The organism is Streptomyces sp. NBC_01775, assembly GCF_035917675.1.
Classification (GTDB): Bacteria; Actinomycetota; Actinomycetes; order Streptomycetales; family Streptomycetaceae; genus Streptomyces.
Genome location: NZ_CP109104.1, coordinates 4,535,106 through 4,550,296, shown reverse-complemented (window position 1 = coordinate 4,550,296; position 15,191 = coordinate 4,535,106). Strand labels below are relative to the sequence as shown.

Genomic DNA, 15,191 nt, shown 5'->3' with positions numbered 1-15,191 from the left:
GGCGAGCCCGACGGCTCCCCCTACAGCCGTAGCCGTGGACGCGGGGGGAGACATCGTCGTCTGCTTCGGCAACGGCATCGCCGTGTTCACCAGCACACCAAGCCAGCCTGCCGACCCCGCGTGCTGCGCTGACCTCTGAGGGCACATCCGAAGCCCTCCACAGCCGATGCCCTCCACAGCCGACGGCGGAGCAGCGACGGCGGAGCAGTGACGGCAGCGACGGCTTGGGCAAAGCGTCGTCCATCGCCTCCGATGAGTCCTTCGGCGGCTGGAGCAGGACCCTCACCGATCCCCGGCTCCGCGCGGCCATCGCCGGACGACCGGGATGGGACCGCTCATCACCGGTCGAGGCCGCCGCTTTGCTCCAGGTCATCCAGGAACCGCTCGTGCACCCGCAGTTCGCGGCCTCTGCCCGGACTCGTCAAGACGATCGTCTTCGCCTCCCCAAGCGCCGTGGGTCCGGCCCCCAGCAACTCGCGCGTGATCACGACCGCGTCGAGCACCTCGACGCGGCGCTCGCTCAGCAGCCGCTGGACGAGAGCCATCCCACCGGCACTCGCGAGCAGCGGACGGCACTCCTCCACGAGCGTCTCGAGCCGGGCCGCCCTCTCCGGACGCAGCCCTCTGATCACCATGTCAGTGCCCTTTCCCGTTCCCCTTCACAGACCGGAGGGGCGCCCCCCGACCACGTCCCGAACATTCTGAGTGCCGCCCTCTCCTGTGCACACCTGCGGAGGCTCGGACCACCGGCCGCCGCGCTGCCCGGGGCGGCCATCAAGCCCTTCCGGTACGTGGGCGTATACCCGGCGCTCCTCCGCTCGATCGGCCGCGAGTGGAGGGCGGGCCCGCCCGAGCAGCCCGCGGGCTGACGGCGCCGGGCGGGCGCGTCCCGCGCGTCCACCGTGGCGCCGTCAACCGTGCGCGCGCGAGGTGAGCCGCCGCGCCCCCTCGCGCTTGGCTCAAGGGCCGGGCATCAGGTGTCGGAAGCGTAGGTGCGAGCAGTCAGCTGCCGAGGCGGGCCGTGACTCTGCGCAGCTCCGCCGCGAGCGCGTCGGGTGCCTCCAGGGGCAGGAGGTGGCCGACGCCGGGGACCGTGCTCAGCCGGGCGTGCGGGATGTGCGGCAACAGGTGTTCTCGGAGCACGTGCGGCGGCTCCACCGCGTCGTTCTCCCCGGCCAGGACCGTCACCGGGACCTCGATCGCCCGGGCGGCGTCCGTGATGTCCGTGGCTATCCCCCGCAGCGGCCACTCCCGCCGGGCCTCGGGGCGGACGGCGAGGCTGTCGCGTACGACAGCGGCCCGCAGCGACTCCGTCAGCGGTATGGAGGTCAGGGCATGGTCGAGCGCCTGCCCGACGGACTCCGGCGAGTCGTACGCGTGCGAGAGCCCCTCCCGGTACTCGGGGGTCACCACGGCGGGCGGCTGCGGCGGCGCGGGTGCGACCAGCATCACGCCCGCCAGCCCCGCGGGCCGGCGCGCTGCGACGAGCTGGCTCACCTTTCCGCCCATCGAATGGCCGACAAGCACGAACGGCCCGAGGTCCAGGGCTTCGACCACGCACGTGAGGTCGTCGGCGAGCTGGGCCAAGGAGCAGGGGCCGGGCAGTGCCCGCGACGTGCCCCAGCCGCGCTGATCGAAGCGGACCGTGGCCTGTTCGGCCGGAAGCCGTCCAACGACCCCGTCCCAAGTGGCGGCGGAGCCGCCCCAGTAGTGGACGAACACCAGCGCCGGCCCGGTGTGCCCCTCCGAGCGCACCTCGATCCAGCGCGGCACGGGAGAGCCACCGAGCACGTGGCGCACCGCCGATGCCCGCGCCACACGGCCCTCTTGACCTGTCCGACGCGGCCACGTCGACCGCGATGAGGGAGCCACGTCGACCGCGATGAGGGAGGGGCCGTCCGGCAGGAAACGGCACGCTCGGGCGCCGGTTCAGCTTCAGCCCTCGTCGCCGTCCGAGCTGCCGTCCCCGCCGTCGTCCGAGTCGGACTCCTTCCCGGACTTCCCGGCCTTCCCGGACTCCCTTCCGGGCCCCTTTCCCGAGGCGGCGTCCGGCACGACGACGTAGCTGAAGATGTGGCGGGTGCGGCCTTCCCCCGGAGTGCTGTCGGCGCGCGCGGCGACCGCCGCCTCGATCTCATCGACCAGCGAGGCGAAGTCGTCGTCGGTCAGCCACACCGCGCCCTGCCGGTAGACCACGTTGTCCGCAGGGGGATCGGCCTCGTCGTCGGCGAGGTAGCGGTCGAAGTCCGACATCACCGCGGCCGAGAACGTGGTGAACGCCTGCTGGTGGTCCTCGCGCGTCATCGTCTTCCGCGCCTCCTCGCCCACCAACGCCCTCTCCTGGCGCACCTGGTAGCTGCGCTCCACCGTGCCCCGCACGCGTTTCTCGCTCACCACCTCCAGCACCTCCGCCTTGGTGAGCGTGGCGATGTGCCGGTACATCGTTGCCGGTGCGATGTCGGGGAGGCGGTCGCGCAACTGTGCTGTGGTCAGCGGCTCGGAGCCGACCAGCGTCTGGAGGATGCGCATCCGGACGGGATGCAGAAGCAAGTTCGCGTTCGTCATGACTCTATGGTCTCATGTTTGATAACGTTCTCGAAGTTGAGAGCAATGAGTGACGGACAGAGCGACGGAACATGAGCGACGGAGAGGCCGAAGAGTGCGGGACATAGAGATGGCGGTCATCGCGGACGACGCGGTGCCCCTGGCGGGAACGCTGACCCTGCCCGAGGGGCCCGGTCCGCATCCGGCGGTCCTGCTGTTGCACGGGTCCGGCCCGATGGATCGCGACGGCAACAGCGCCAAGCTCCGCATGGACCTGGGGGCACCGCTGGCCGCGGCCATGGCGGCGGAAGGCATCGCCGTACTGCGGTACGACCGGCGCGGCGCCGGCGACACCCCCGGCGACTGGCGGACGGCCGGATTCACCGACAACCGCCGCGACGCCTCCGCCGCGGTCCGCGCCCTGGCCGCCCACCCGGACATCCGGCCGGACGCCGTCGGCGTCGTCGGCCACAGCGAGGGCGCCGTCCACGCCATGTCCCTCGGCGCGCGGCCTGACGTCAAGGCGCTCGTGCTGCTGGCCGGGTTCGCCCGCGTCGGCGAGGACGCCTTCCGCTGGCAGGGCCGGTCGGTCTCCCGCACTCTCCCCGCCCCCGTCCGGCTGCTGCTGCCGGTCCTGCGCGCCCTGGCCGAGCGGCAGCTCGCCCGCGTCAAGACCACGACCACGGACGTGGCGCGCGTCGCCCGAATACCGGTGAACGCCCGGTGGATGCGGGAGATGCTCCGCCACGACTCCCGCACCGACCTGGCGGCCGTCCGGGTACCCGTGCTGGCCGTCACCGGGGACAAGGACCTCCAGGTCGACCCCGCCGACCTGGACGAGATCAGCCGTCTGGTGCCCGGCGAGGCCGAGGTCCACCGGATTCCCGACCTCACCCACCTGCTGCGCCGCGACACAGGGCGGCCCTCGGTGGGCTCCTACCGCCGGCTGCTGCGCGGCCCGGTCGACCCCGACCTGCTGGCCCAGGTCGCCGACTGGCTCGGCCGCCAACTCCACGAAACACCGAAGGAGACCAGCGCCGTGAAGCGCACCGCTCCCTCTGGAGGTTCCGAGGCGGCTCAGTAGGCCCCGACGGCCTACCGCTTACTGCTTACCGCCTGCCCCCTGCCCCTACTGCCGACGACCGGCCCGCCTCGGCGCTTCGCCCTCCCGGCGCGGTGACGCCCGTACCTCTTCGCGTCCCCGCCGGGCCGCGTGGCCATAAGCCGGGTCTTGGCATGCACCTGTCAGCTACCCGCGAAAGAAAACGCGCATTCCTTCCCGCGAAACCCGTAAAGGAAGCATGAAATGAGTACGGCAACTCCCGCTCGCCGGCGAAACGGCATCGTCCTCTTCCTGGCCGTCACCTTCATCACGAGCTGGGCGTCCTGGGGCCTGGCGATCGCGCTCGGCGGATCGGCGATGAAGCCCCCCGTCGTCCTCCCCTATCTGTTCGGCGCCTTCGGCCCGTTGATCGGTGCGCTCGTGCTCCGGATGCGCCGGGCCCGCCGCCGCGACCCCCGCCCGGAGCACGCCGTCCGGACCCGCCCGAAGGTGCTGTTCTGGGCGCCGCTGCTGCTGGTGCTGGCATCCGCGAGCGTCGTGGGGGCCGCGCTGCTGGCGCACCTGCTGGGTGGCCCCGAGGTGAACCTGTCGGAGGCAGAGGAGCTGTTCAAGACCGCCGGTGGCCCCGCGCCGTTCTTCGTCAGCATGCTGGTCGCGGGTCCGTTGTCCGAGGAGGCCGGCTGGCGCGGTACCGCGTACCCGCGTATGCGCGCTTCGCTGGGCCGCTTTCAGGTCGGCCTGCTGCTCGGAGTCATCTGGGCGGTGTGGCACCTGCCGCTGTTCTTCATCAATGGGACCGTCCAGGAGAAGCTGGGCCTCGACAGCCTGAGCGGCCTGCTCTTCGCGCTGAGCACCATCCCGATGGCACTGCTGACCGGTTACGCCTATGAACGCGCCGGTGTCTTCGCCGCCATGGCCGTGCACTTCGCCGCCAACACGACCATGACGCTGCTCGGCGTCGAGGAGCCCCTGGTGCAGGCCGCCATCCTCACCGTCCAGACCCTGCTCGCGCTGGTCCTGCTGGCCACGCACCGCTCGGCCCCCAAGCCCGCCCCGACCCCGGTCCCGCACCCCCACCAGCCCCTCACCGACCCCGCCGCCCCGGCCCCCACGCCCACCCACGCCGAAGCCTGACCCCACCTCACCCCGCCCGAGGCCCCCACTCACCCGGCCCCGTCAACACCGCCCGGCGCGGTGCTGCCGGGGCCGGCTCCCGCACCGGAACCGGAACCGGAACCCGCACCAGAGACGGTTGCGTGGGCATGCCATGACGTTCTGCATGAGCGGCACGGAACCCCCGCGTCGCAGGCTGAGGCGCACGTCAACGTCTGCGTGTGCGATACGACGCTGACAACTGGCCCTCCACCTGGGCGGGTCCGCTCCCCGCCGAGAGTCGTACGCCGCCACCGTCCCGCCCAGTGGCTGGGCACGAGGCCCGGCAACTCACCCCCGACGACCGCGCGGTGACGACCCCCGGCGCCCGCCGATAGCACCCTGCCCGACGTCTGATCCCCAGCGGCGCACCCGCACCGCACTCAGGGCACCCCGCACCGCACTCAGGACACACCCCGCACCACACCCCACTCGGCACAGGCCACACCCCACTCAGGGCACGACCTTGACCCCGACACCGCCGATCCGCCCGTACGCATCGAAGTCGACCTCGGCCCTGTTACCGCCGGGCAGGTCGGCGACGATCCGGTCGCCCTCGACGCGCTGCGGCACACCATGGTGGTCGAAGTACCCGCCGACGACCTGCCGGGCCGAGTGCCCGATCAGTCCCGCACCGGTGAGCAGCGTCCGCGGCAGCGTGACCGGATCCAGGTCGACGCGTGGAATCCGCGCGTCGTCGGGCAGGAAGTACACCTGCGTGGTGGGCCCCGCCGGAGCACCGATGTACCCGGGGGCCTCGGTCACCCCCATCCCGGCGAACGCGACCATCTCCGCCGCGCGTCGGGGATCTTCGAAGCCGGAGAGATCCAGGACCTCCTCGGTCAGTTCCGCGATGCCGTGCGCCTGCCCGTACCGCCGGATCGCGGCGGTCAGGGCGACCACCTCGGTGCCCCGCATCCCCGGGTTCGCCCAACCCCACATCCAGGACCGCTCGTCCATGTCGTACGTCCCCAGCACGGCCACGTGCAGCTCCAGCTCCCCTTGCTGGTACCGGCACGACGGCAGGTCGGCGGCCCAAGGCCCTTCCGGCAAGAACGCGGTCAGGGCCTCAAGTTGCACTGCGCCCCAAGCGGCATGCCGTTCGGCTTCCAGGAGGAACGCGTCGCTGAATTCACTCGCCATGCCGAGACCCTACGAGGCCGCCGCGAAGACAGGTCGAGCAGGGGCGACCGGCCTTGCCGGCCGCTTCCGGCCCGGGTCGGCAGGTGGTGACGGGGGCCACCGGACACGGTCCGGTGGGGGGCGGGGGGTCGCCCGGAACAACGTCCCACGGACATCCGGAACATCGGCCCAACTGTCCGCACGGCTCTTCGCCGTACTCCGAGACGGCACCTCCCACGGACTCCGGCCCGCCTGCGCCACGGCTGGCCGGCATGGGCTCTGGGTCGGCAGGGGCCTGGCCGGCACGGGCTCCGGGTCGGCACGGGGGTGCCCGGCCGAGCAGGGGGCTGGTCGGCTGCCATGCACTCGGCTGTGCCGTACTTGGGGCTCTTCGCCGAGAAGAATCCGACGGGTTGCTGTCCGTGGGGGAGGAAGAGGCGCCCTTCCCCCGGGTCGGGCGCCCTTCCGCCGGTCGGGCCCTCTTTCGCCGGTCGTCCTTCGGCCGGAAGTGGCGGAAGGCGCGAGAGAAGGCGGGGCTGTCGACGAACTTCGTTTGCGATGCAGGCGAGGAGAAGGGCGTTTCGCCTGGGACCGAAACACCTCGCGGCTCGCCAGAAGGGTAGGCAACATCAAGGAATGGGACAGGGGGGGGCGGGACTGGCCACCGGCGCCGCAATGGCGGGCGATGACCAAGGCGGCCCCGGCAACGGAGGATTCGGACCGGACGAGAACCAAAGCTCCTCCGGCGGCGGGGTCTGAGGCCGACCCGCAACAACAGCGAGAGTTGTCATTTTCAAGAGGGGGAGAAATGAAGCGATTTGCTGCGGTCGCACTGGCGGTCGTTTCCATTGCCACGCTGGGGGCTACGACCGCGAGCGCGGCCGGCACGACCGCGAGCACGGCCGACGTGACAAGGAGCAGCAGCCTTCAGGGCGTGTGCGGCGACGACTACGACATCCAGACATCAGGGGGGCGAGTCGCGGCCTCGCTGTGGTGCTCCAACGGGAAGATCTACGTCGACGGTTGGGTAGAGGACACCGATCGCGACGGGCAGTGCGCCATAGTTTCCGGCAACATTGGTTCCACTGACTTCTCGTCGAAGGCATGCGGGAACGGGAAAAAGAAGGAGTTTCACTCCTCGGGCAAGGGCTCGACCGCGAATATCTATCTGCGAGAGGAATGAGTATAGATGGTGAAATGGGCCCCGAACCGCGACTGGTCCGGGGCCCCTTCACGTGAGGTGGCTCAGGCGTCTTACGGGCGGTCCTGACACCCAACCCGGAAACTCTTCCCGGTCACAGCGCTAGTCGTCGAACTCGAAGCCCGAAGTCTCCGCACGGGCAATGATGTCGCGGACTGCCTCGGGGCTCGTGATGACGGGTTCAACGGCCGCCTTGAGTTCCATGAGGTCGCTCGAACTCCCGACCGCGCAGAACATGCCAGCCTCGCTGTCGAAATCGAGGCGCTCGGCAATGTCCGGCCAGGCGAACTGCACGAGACCTTCCCAGAAGTACCCGTTCGGCTCGTGCCCGGCGGCAGCTACTGCGGCATCGGCAGCCAGGCCACCGGTACCCCACGTCAGCGAGTGTTCGCCGTCGACGTCATGCAGGTTGATGGTCACGGGCGCGATCCTCTCACGCTCAGCGCACGGGCTGCCCGAGCCCTCGAACCACTCGCCCGGTCCCTCACCGCTCCCGACCCCGGCTAACCTTTCCGGTCACAAAAACGGGCGGTGGTCGGCCGCTCACAGCAACGGGCGGTGGTCGGCCGCGACGAGGAGGTCGCCGTCCGCACGCTCATCGACGAGACGCTGGACCAGCTGTCGCCACCGGGCGGGGAGATCAGGTTCGACATGGTGCCGATCGCAAGTGCCCGTGCTGCCCGTACATCCAAGCCACATGCGTGGAGACGGCGCCACCTTCATTCGAGGGTGCGCGTCGTCAGATGAGGCCGCGCGCCGTGGCTGCTGCATGCAGGGCGTCGTGCAGGCGCCCGTCACGCACCTCGCGCCGGTGAGCGACCGCTTCCACACGTCGCATCGGCACTCGGTACCAACGGCTCACCGCAGGGTGGTGAGTGCTGTTCTGTGCCCCCCCCCGGGGGCCCGTGCTTGACCTGCCGGAGCGGTCCCTGTCGGAGGCGGATGCTTGACTGCCAGGTATGGACCCCGAGACTTCCCTGGCCGAGCTGCGCGACTTTTGCGCGGAGCGCCTGCGCGCGGATCTAGCCGAGCGAGTTGCGGGCCTGGTCCGGCCGGGTTTCGAACTCGTGCCCGCCGCATCGGGCCAGGCCGCCGGTCACAGCCGCTTTGGCGGCAACGCCATGCTGGAGCCCGGTGTGCCCTGGCCGAGGTGTGAGGGCCTCCCGCTGAGTCTGCTCGCCGTCCTCGACACCGACGCGCTGCCCCCTTGGCTTGACGGCATCCTCCCGCCCGGCACCGGCCTGCTCAACTTCTTCCACCTCGACATCGAATCGGATCAGGCCGACCCTGCCGCCTGGGACGTGACGCGCCGCGCCGGCCATTGCGCCCCGGAGTTGGGGCAGGTCGTGGCGGCCCGTTCCGGCCTCGCCGTCGAGACCGAGCCACCCGCCACAGCCGGCGTCTTCGCGCCCGTTGCCTGGGCAGCCATGCCCGGCTTCGTCTTTCCCGACCTCTTCGACAGCGCATGGGACGCCATCGATCCCGAATTCGGGCCCGACTACGACGATGTGGAGGTGTTCAAGCACGAGATGCTGACTGAGTTTTGGGTCCCGGGCAGCCTGCTCAGTGAGGACATGGCCTTCGGTCGGCCGGTTTACCCCACGGGAGGCGGACCCGTGCTGCCCGACGGTGAGGACTTGGAGGGCCACCATCACCTGCTCCAGCTCTCCGACAAGCACGAGTGGCACATCGACGGCGACGGCGGCTGGATGCACTGGTCGATTCCCACCCACGCGCTGCGCGTCGGCGACTTCACTCAGGCGATACCGACCCCTGACGTCTGGTGAACCATTCGGCCTAGATGCCGCCGGACCGGATGCGCTCGTACGTACCGAGCGCAGAAACACCGCGCGCGAAGACGGCAACGGGTCTTCTGGCGCGGATCTGGCACGGGACGCCTGAACTGGCCCAGACAACAAACAACCCCCAGGCCGCTGACCTGGGGGTTCACCTCTGAGCGGGCGACGAGAATCGAACTCGCGCTCTGAGCTTGGGAATCAGCGGCGCTTTGAAGCGCATCGGACAGCCGACCTGCGGGAATGCGCCCGGTGGCGGTCCTGGCGAGGGGCTCGGTTGGACCGTGGTTGACCGCCGAACTCTGCGCTGAAGGGCACGGATGGGGCACAGCGGGCCATAGACGTGCTGGGGCGTTATGGCGGCATGGCCAGGCGGCCAGTCGACAGGCTCCCTCGGGCGTACACGGGCTCACATTGCGCGTGCAAGCCGCAGTCGCACCCCGCCTGCGGACCGGTATCGATTATCATGGGAGGTTTCTGTCGTACCCCGCTGCGCCATGAAGAGCCCGATGAGCGTGCGTGCGGGCGACCCGGCCGGGCGCGTCCTCCGTAGCCGAGCGGCTTTCACCAGGAGACCCTTCAACCTCGGTCCGGAGGCATCGGCAACTGCTAGTCGGCGTCGGAGCCATCTGATCTGCTGCGCTGCTCTCGCAGTTCCCGCAGGGCCTGCACTTTACGTTCCTGCTCATCACGGATTCTCGGCGCGTTGGCCATCTTGTGCTGGTCGGCCAGTTTCTTCAGCTCAGAGTGAATCTTGCCCAGTTTGTCCTCCAAGTGCTTCGTAGGTTGCCGGCCTCTCAATGCCTCGGCCCACGTACTGAAATCCACCGTGTACTCCAGGTCCTCCACCCGTCCGTACGGCCCTTCGGAAAGGACGGTGAAGTTGTAGGCCGTAGGCAGATCGCTCTCGAACCGGGCGTGGTTGTCGAGCAGGTATTCCAGTCGGCGACCAGGCGGCAACATGGGAATCGTGCGGGACATGGCACGTTGCAGCATCTGGGTCAGATCATCGCCCCAGCCGGATACCAGTGGAGGATCGGCAGCGATTCGTACGTCGCGTGCGACGGTAGGCCCGATGTTCTCGACGACTACGACGAGGACACCCGAGGCTGGGTCCCGGGGCTGGATGTCCACGATGACGTAGGGCTCGTTCTGCTCCCGGTGGGCTGCCTTCGCCTGCTCCAGTTGCAGATGAGCGACGGCGACTTGTTCGCCAGCAGCATCGGCTGGAGGACGTCTTGCTATGAGCTGCCGGGCGGGGACGCAAGGGGGATCGGCCGGTGACCACCAACGAGCTTGCGATACGTCGTGCCGCAACACCGACGTGGGCCCGGTTGCAGCAGCGTGCCTGGCACTTGCCGAGGCGCCCGCCAGCTTCGTGCCGCTGTCATGGATCAGTTTCAGCACGTATGGGTGGTCCGTGCCGGGGTGTGTGAATCGTGCCGCGCCACACCGGGCGCCCTGCCGGGTACATGGTGGGGAGGCGGTTGCTGGTCACACGGGAGCTCGGGCTCTTGGCCGTGGTGGAGGACGGCGGCGATGCGGAGCCCAGGCTGCGAGACGCCCTCTCAGGTCTTGTGGTGGCGTCGCTTTCCGACGGTATACCGCGCAGAGTCCTGGACTTCGCCGGAGGTGGTGAAGTGCGTGCCTTGCAGTGCGAGGTGATCCGGCTCGTCGACCTGCGGGTCGGCGGGGTCCTGGGCAACTCTCTCGACGACCTCATGGCGGCATGTGAGGAGTATCGGGAGGCGACCACCCAGCTCCTGCTCCAGGGGTTATGGCACCCGTGGCTGACCAGATTGCGCACGCCCGCGCCGAAGCTGGTGTGCGTCTGATCCCCCGCGCCCGACAGGCAGACCGCGTCACGGCCGGACGGGGAACCGTCCGGCCGTGCAGATTCAGCGGAGCGTGCTTCCGAGCTGTGCGTCCGTCACGGGAGCGCCGATGTCGCTCGGCCCGAAGGAGGTGGCGTTCTCCGTGGTGATGCCGGTGGCGGTACCGCGCAGCGACCACACCGCTCCGGAGGAGTCGTTCTCCTGCGTCGAGGACACATTGAGGTCGCGGTGCCCGTCACCGTCGACGTCGAGGAGGGCGCAGCCCGCGCCGAACTCGTCGTTCTCCTCGGCGACTCCGGGGACGCCCGCGGAGTCCTGGTCCAGCAGTTGGCTGCCGGTGCCGGTGACGCCCGATTCGGAGCCGTGCAGCAGAGCGACGGCGCCGGCGTCGGTCTTGTCCCCGCTGTCCTTCCAGCGGATGCCGAGCGCGACCTCGGCACGGCCGTCGCCGGTCACGTCCGCGACCGACACGCAGGAGCCGAGCATCTCGCCGTCCGAGGGCGGCTCACCGGGGAAGCCCTCGATGCTCTGGTCGAACTTCTGCTTGCGGCTGGAGGACAGACCGTCCTTCGTGCCGAAGACGACCGTCACCTCGTCGAAGAGGTCACTGCCGCCGCTCACGACGAGATCGTCGTAGCCGTCTCCGTCCACGTCACCGGCGTCCATGTCCCCATTGCCGGCGTCCGGCCCCCGGGAGACCTTGAAGCCGGAGGGGCTGCCGAGAAGGGCGTCACTGCTGTAGACGCCGTCTCCTGCGTAGCGCCGGAAGGTGAGGTCCTGCCGGCCGTCGCCATTGACGTCGGCCACGCCGCGGATCGTGGAGGGACCGGTGACGGAGGTGGCGCTGTTGAGCTCGTCCCACTCGGACTTGTCCAGGAAGTCGAGCTTCTTGGCCGGGGTCCCGGACCGGGTGAGGGGCCCCTTCCAGAGGGCAGCGGGCTGCTTGACCTGGTCGTCCCCGGTGGATCCCGGGTCCCCCAGCAGGGCGAGGTCGGCCTTCTTGTCGCCGTCGAAGTCACCGATCTGGGGTGTGGTTCCGTAGCCGGGTATGGCCGTGCCGCCCGTGAGTCCCTTGGCCGAACCCCACAGGATGACGCTGCCGGACGCGGGGTCCGCGGAGCCGATGACCACATCGGCGTAGCCGTCGCCGTCCAGGTCCCCCTTGCTGAAGGACTCACCGAACTGCTGCTTCGCGGTGGCCGAACCGGGCACGCCGCTCGTCGAACGGCTCACCAGCTTCCTGCTGCCGGTGTCGAGCCCCTTGGCGGACCCGTACGTCACTGCGACGTACCCGGCCTTGGCCTTGCCACTGATGGTTCCACCGGGAGCACCGCTCACCAGGTCCGCGTAGCCGTCTCCGTTGAAGTCCTCCTCCGCGTCCGCCTTCTGCGTGGCCCGCTGCTGCTGTTCCGCTGCGGCGTTCGCCGCCTCGGGCTGGGCGAACAGCGCGGTGGTCACCCCGCCGACGGTCGCCAGCGCCAGGGCGGCGGACGCCGCGAGGCGGGCGGCGGGGGCCTTGCGGGCGCGGGGCCCGTCACTTTCGACCGGGCGTCTTACGAAACTCATGTGCCACTTCCTCATATGGGGGGGGGCGGATACGGAGATCCAGGTCATCCAGGACAGCGATGGGTGATAGCCGATGAGAGCGCTGCCGACCGGATCCGTCGCCTCGCTGCTACAGGTGAGATGCCGCCGGGCCGGAATTTGTTCACGAGAATCTGCCCGGACTCGGTGCCGGCGGAAAACTCAAAACAGCGGAGCGCCCAAACCGAGATGATCGGTCCGGGCGTTCCCCAGCAGGTCAGAGGGCTGTTCGGGCACGCGGAGGGCACGGAGGGCTTGAAGGGGGCCGACAACGAGGAAGGCCCAGGTCTCTGACCTGGGCCTTAACTGCGGAGCGGGCGACGAGAATCGAACTCGCGCTCTGAGCTTGGGAAGCTCATGTTCTACCATTAAACTACGCCCGCGAGGAGCCACATGAAGGTGGCCCGTCGCGGACACTCTACCCCATGGCTGACCCCAGGCACATACGGCTTGGGGTCTCTTCGCTGTTCGGGGGCTTTCGGGAGGACTCGGTGGAGTTTCCGGGGGCCGGCGCAGGCCCCATCGTGCGTCGGCGTGCGGGAGTTGAGGGGCGTACGGTGGGACGCGGAGTGCCGGTCGGTCGGGCGTCGGACTCATCCCCTAACGTGGCTTTTGTCGTCCACGCACCCACGTGAGCAGGGGAGAGGGAAGCGATGGAATCCACCGTCGTCCAGTGTGCCGAAGGGCACGTTTTCAGCACCTCGAAGTTCCCGATGCAGAATCTCGGGGCCTCCCGGATCGGACCTGGGCGGCTGCTGCGCTGCCCCCGTTGCGGACGTCTGCGGCAGGCCGTCCCTGTCGCCCGGCAGGAGAGCTGACGGCAGAGGCCGACCGCAGGGCGGAGCCGACATCGGATCGGAGCCGACCGTAGAGCGGAGCTGCTGACGGCAGAGAAGAGCTGACGGCAGAGCAGAAGCCGGGGAGAAGTCAGGGAAGGCAGTACAGATCCGCCCAGCGGGGCCGGTCCGATTGGGCCGGCCCCGCTTCGTGCGCGTAGTCTCAGCCCGTGCTTCTCTCAGACAAGGACATCCGGGCCGAGATCGCCGCAGGCCGGGTGCGGATCGACCCCTACGATCCGGCGATGGTGCAGCCCTCCAGCATCGACGTCCGCCTGGACCGTTTTTTCCGGGTGTTCGAGAACCACCGTTACCCGCACATCGATCCGGCCGCCGAGCAGGCTGATCTGACGCGGCTGATCGAGGCGGAGGGCGACGAGCCGTTCATCCTGCACCCCGGGGAGTTCGTGCTGGCCTCGACGTACGAGGTGATCACGCTGCCGGAGGATGTGGCCTCGCGGCTGGAGGGCAAGAGTTCGCTGGGGCGGCTGGGGCTGCTGACGCACTCGACGGCCGGGTTCATCGACCCGGGCTTTTCCGGCCATGTGACGCTGGAGCTGTCCAACGTCGCGACGCTCCCCATGAAGCTGTGGCCGGGGATGAAGATCGGCCAGCTGTGCATGTTCCGGCTGACCTCGCCGTCCGAGTTCCCGTACGGCTCGGAACGCTACGGCTCCCGCTACCAGGGGCAGCGCGGGCCGACGCCGTCGCGCTCGTACCTCAACTTCCACCGCACCCACGTATGACCGCACCGCACCCGTGCATGACCGCACCCGCGCCTATGCGTGACCGCACCGCGCCCATGCATGACCGCACCGCACCCACGTATGACCGCGTCGACATATGAGAGGCCAGGGGCAGCACCAGATGAGTGACGAGCGCGAGAATCTGACGTACTCCCTGTTCGGGCAGGCCACCCGCGAGCTGGCGCAGTCCGTGGCCGACGACGGGTTCGAGCCGGACATCATCTTGTCGATCGCGCGGGGCGGCCTCTTCGTCGCAGGCGGCCTCGGCTACGCCCTGGACGTCAAGAACCTGCATGTCATGAACGTGGAGTTTTATACCGGTGTGGGGGAAACCCTCGACATGCCGGTCATGCTGCCGCCGGTGCCCAACCTCGTTGACCTGAGCCGCAAGAAGGTACTCATCGCCGACGACGTGGCCGACACCGGCAAGACCCTCAAGCTCGTGCAGGACTTCTGCGCCGAGCACGTCGCCGAGGCGCGCAGCGCGGTCATCTACGAGAAGTCGCACTCGCTGGTCAAGTGCGACTACGTCTGGAAGCGCACGGACCAGTGGATCAACTTCCCGTGGTCTGTCGAGCCGCCCGTGGTGCAGCGCGAGGGGCAGGTTCTCGACGCCTGACCCCTGCGGCGCCGCCTCATCAGGCGCCGCGCTCTTCAGGCGCCGCGCGTGAGTCCGCCGGTCGCCAGGATCTGTGTGCCGGACCTCTGGTTGTCCGGGTGCACCGCCCTGTGGAACGCCGCCTGCGCCTCCTCGTACGTCGCCTCCGGCGGGATCGCGAGGAGCGAGAAGTGGTCGTGTTCGCCGCGCGTGACGATCACGGTGTCGTCACCGAGCGGGAACCAGTCGATGTGGATGAGCTGTCCGCGGACGAACAGCGGCTTCTGTACCCCGTCCCACGCTTCCGTGTCCACGCCTACCCGCGTGATGGGGCCCAGCAGTTCCGTCAGCGCCGCGACCAGGCCGGGGAGTTCGGCGCCCACGTCTCGGGAGCTCGGCCACCAGGCGCCGTCGAGAATGCCCTCGCGGCTCCGCTCCGGGTCGGGCACCAGCACCACATGCCCCCGCCTCATCTCAGCCGGGCCGACCGGGTCTGTCACCTCGACCGGGTCTGTCACCTCGACCGGGTCTGTCGCCTCGGCCGGCCCTATCGTCTCAGCCGTCTCGGGCGGTGCCGGGGGTGCGGTGCGGGGAGTGCTGTCAGGGGAATTCGTCATCGTCTGCCGTCCGTCCGCGAAGAGCCGGCACCGGATCGCTGGTCCCGCCATTACCGAGACCGCAAGCCCGCAAGCCCGCAAGCTCGTAGTCCACGGG

15 protein-coding genes and 1 tRNA gene are annotated in these 15,191 nt (G+C 69.5%); 7 read left to right on the top strand and 9 right to left on the bottom strand.

All coding sequences use genetic code 11. The features are described from left to right. Positions 1 to 338: 338 nt before the first annotated feature. From OHB04_RS20290 to OHB04_RS20280, 3 genes are all read right to left on the bottom strand, one after another. Positions 339 to 635 carry a hypothetical protein gene (locus OHB04_RS20290; protein WP_326807971.1) on the bottom strand — a complete coding sequence of 99 codons (297 nt, stop codon included), beginning with the start codon at positions 633 to 635 and terminating at the stop codon, positions 339 to 341. 367 nt (positions 636 to 1,002) lie between these two features. Continuing rightward, positions 1,003 to 1,818, bottom strand: a complete 816-nt coding sequence (locus tag OHB04_RS20285) for an alpha/beta fold hydrolase (RefSeq protein ID WP_442814892.1) — start codon at positions 1,816 to 1,818, stop codon at positions 1,003 to 1,005. Between the two features lie 117 nt (positions 1,819 to 1,935). Beyond that, positions 1,936 to 2,565 (bottom strand): helix-turn-helix domain-containing protein, encoded by a 630-nt coding sequence (locus tag OHB04_RS20280; RefSeq protein WP_326689116.1) that lies wholly within the window; start codon positions 2,563 to 2,565, stop codon positions 1,936 to 1,938. A gap of 94 nt (positions 2,566 to 2,659) precedes the next feature. On the opposite strand from OHB04_RS20280, the gene OHB04_RS20275 reads away from it, so the two are divergent. Together OHB04_RS20275 and OHB04_RS20270 are read left to right on the top strand one after the other, a co-directional pair. Further along, entirely contained in the window at positions 2,660 to 3,628 is a 969-nt protein-coding gene (locus OHB04_RS20275) for an alpha/beta hydrolase family protein (protein ID WP_326807970.1), read from the top strand. A gap of 222 nt (positions 3,629 to 3,850) precedes the next feature. Beyond that, positions 3,851 to 4,741, top strand: a complete 891-nt coding sequence (locus OHB04_RS20270; protein WP_326689114.1) for a CPBP family intramembrane glutamic endopeptidase — start codon at positions 3,851 to 3,853, stop codon at positions 4,739 to 4,741. Between the two features lie 471 nt (positions 4,742 to 5,212). Here the strand turns inward: OHB04_RS20270 and OHB04_RS20265 are convergent, their stop codons facing one another. Then, on the bottom strand, positions 5,213 to 5,902 hold the full coding sequence (locus OHB04_RS20265; RefSeq protein WP_326807969.1) for a DUF6882 domain-containing protein: 690 nt from the start codon (positions 5,900 to 5,902) through the stop codon (positions 5,213 to 5,215). A gap of 787 nt (positions 5,903 to 6,689) precedes the next feature. Here OHB04_RS20265 and OHB04_RS20260 point away from each other — a divergent pair. Continuing rightward, on the top strand, positions 6,690 to 7,064 hold the full coding sequence (locus OHB04_RS20260; protein ID WP_326807968.1) for a hypothetical protein: 375 nt from the start codon (positions 6,690 to 6,692) through the stop codon (positions 7,062 to 7,064). 120 nt (positions 7,065 to 7,184) lie between these two features. Here OHB04_RS20260 and OHB04_RS20255 read toward each other — a convergent pair whose 3' ends face one another. After that, on the bottom strand, positions 7,185 to 7,502 hold the full coding sequence (locus OHB04_RS20255) for an Imm51 family immunity protein (protein ID WP_326689111.1): 318 nt from the start codon (positions 7,500 to 7,502) through the stop codon (positions 7,185 to 7,187). A 539-nt stretch (positions 7,503 to 8,041) separates the two neighbouring features. Between OHB04_RS20255 and OHB04_RS20250 the strand changes: the two genes are divergently transcribed. Beyond that, entirely contained in the window at positions 8,042 to 8,869 is an 828-nt protein-coding gene (locus OHB04_RS20250) for a DUF1963 domain-containing protein (RefSeq protein ID WP_326807967.1), read from the top strand. A 618-nt stretch (positions 8,870 to 9,487) separates the two neighbouring features. On the opposite strand, the gene OHB04_RS20245 is transcribed toward OHB04_RS20250, so the two are convergent. Then, positions 9,488 to 10,285 (bottom strand): hypothetical protein, encoded by a 798-nt coding sequence (locus OHB04_RS20245; protein ID WP_326807966.1) that lies wholly within the window; start codon positions 10,283 to 10,285, stop codon positions 9,488 to 9,490. A gap of 233 nt (positions 10,286 to 10,518) precedes the next feature. Between OHB04_RS20245 and OHB04_RS20240 the strand changes: the two genes are divergently transcribed. Beyond that, complete coding sequence (locus OHB04_RS20240; RefSeq protein WP_326689108.1) at positions 10,519 to 10,713, top strand: hypothetical protein; 195 nt, start codon at positions 10,519 to 10,521, stop codon at positions 10,711 to 10,713. A 63-nt stretch (positions 10,714 to 10,776) separates the two neighbouring features. Here OHB04_RS20240 and OHB04_RS20235 read toward each other — a convergent pair whose 3' ends face one another. Together OHB04_RS20235 and OHB04_RS20230 are read right to left on the bottom strand one after the other, a co-directional pair. Continuing rightward, positions 10,777 to 12,279: an FG-GAP-like repeat-containing protein gene (locus tag OHB04_RS20235; RefSeq protein WP_326689107.1), complete on the bottom strand. Its 1,503-nt coding sequence runs from the start codon at positions 12,277 to 12,279 to the stop codon at positions 10,777 to 10,779. Positions 12,280 to 12,609: 330 nt separating this feature from the next. Next, positions 12,610 to 12,680, bottom strand: a tRNA-Gly gene (locus OHB04_RS20230). Between the two features lie 623 nt (positions 12,681 to 13,303). On the opposite strand from OHB04_RS20230, the gene dcd reads away from it, so the two are divergent. Next, positions 13,304 to 13,879: a dCTP deaminase gene (gene dcd, locus OHB04_RS20225; RefSeq protein WP_326689106.1), complete on the top strand. Its 576-nt coding sequence runs from the start codon at positions 13,304 to 13,306 to the stop codon at positions 13,877 to 13,879. A gap of 121 nt (positions 13,880 to 14,000) precedes the next feature. Beyond that, positions 14,001 to 14,498: a phosphoribosyltransferase gene (locus tag OHB04_RS20220; protein WP_326807965.1), complete on the top strand. Its 498-nt coding sequence runs from the start codon at positions 14,001 to 14,003 to the stop codon at positions 14,496 to 14,498. A 35-nt stretch (positions 14,499 to 14,533) separates the two neighbouring features. Here the strand turns inward: OHB04_RS20220 and OHB04_RS20215 are convergent, their stop codons facing one another. Continuing rightward, a complete protein-coding gene (locus OHB04_RS20215) occupies positions 14,534 to 15,094 on the bottom strand; it encodes a DUF5994 family protein (protein WP_326807964.1) in 561 nt (186 codons plus the stop codon). Between the last annotated feature and the right edge of the window lie 97 nt (positions 15,095 to 15,191).

Coding starts and splice junctions, on each gene's coding strand:
- OHB04_RS20290 (WP_326807971.1), bottom strand. CDS start 635: ATGGTGATCAGAGGGCTGCGTCCGGAGAGGGCGGCCCGGCTCGAGACG.
- OHB04_RS20280 (WP_326689116.1), bottom strand. CDS start 2,565: ATGACGAACGCGAACTTGCTTCTGCATCCCGTCCGGATGCGCATCCTC.
- OHB04_RS20270 (WP_326689114.1), top strand. CDS start 3,851: ATGAGTACGGCAACTCCCGCTCGCCGGCGAAACGGCATCGTCCTCTTC.
- OHB04_RS20265 (WP_326807969.1), bottom strand. CDS start 5,902: ATGGCGAGTGAATTCAGCGACGCGTTCCTCCTGGAAGCCGAACGGCAT.
- OHB04_RS20260 (WP_326807968.1), top strand. CDS start 6,690: ATGAAGCGATTTGCTGCGGTCGCACTGGCGGTCGTTTCCATTGCCACG.
- OHB04_RS20250 (WP_326807967.1), top strand. CDS start 8,042: ATGGACCCCGAGACTTCCCTGGCCGAGCTGCGCGACTTTTGCGCGGAG.
- OHB04_RS20235 (WP_326689107.1), bottom strand. CDS start 12,279: ATGAGTTTCGTAAGACGCCCGGTCGAAAGTGACGGGCCCCGCGCCCGC.
- OHB04_RS20220 (WP_326807965.1), top strand. CDS start 14,001: ATGAGTGACGAGCGCGAGAATCTGACGTACTCCCTGTTCGGGCAGGCC.
- OHB04_RS20215 (WP_326807964.1), bottom strand. CDS start 15,094: ATGACGAATTCCCCTGACAGCACTCCCCGCACCGCACCCCCGGCACCG.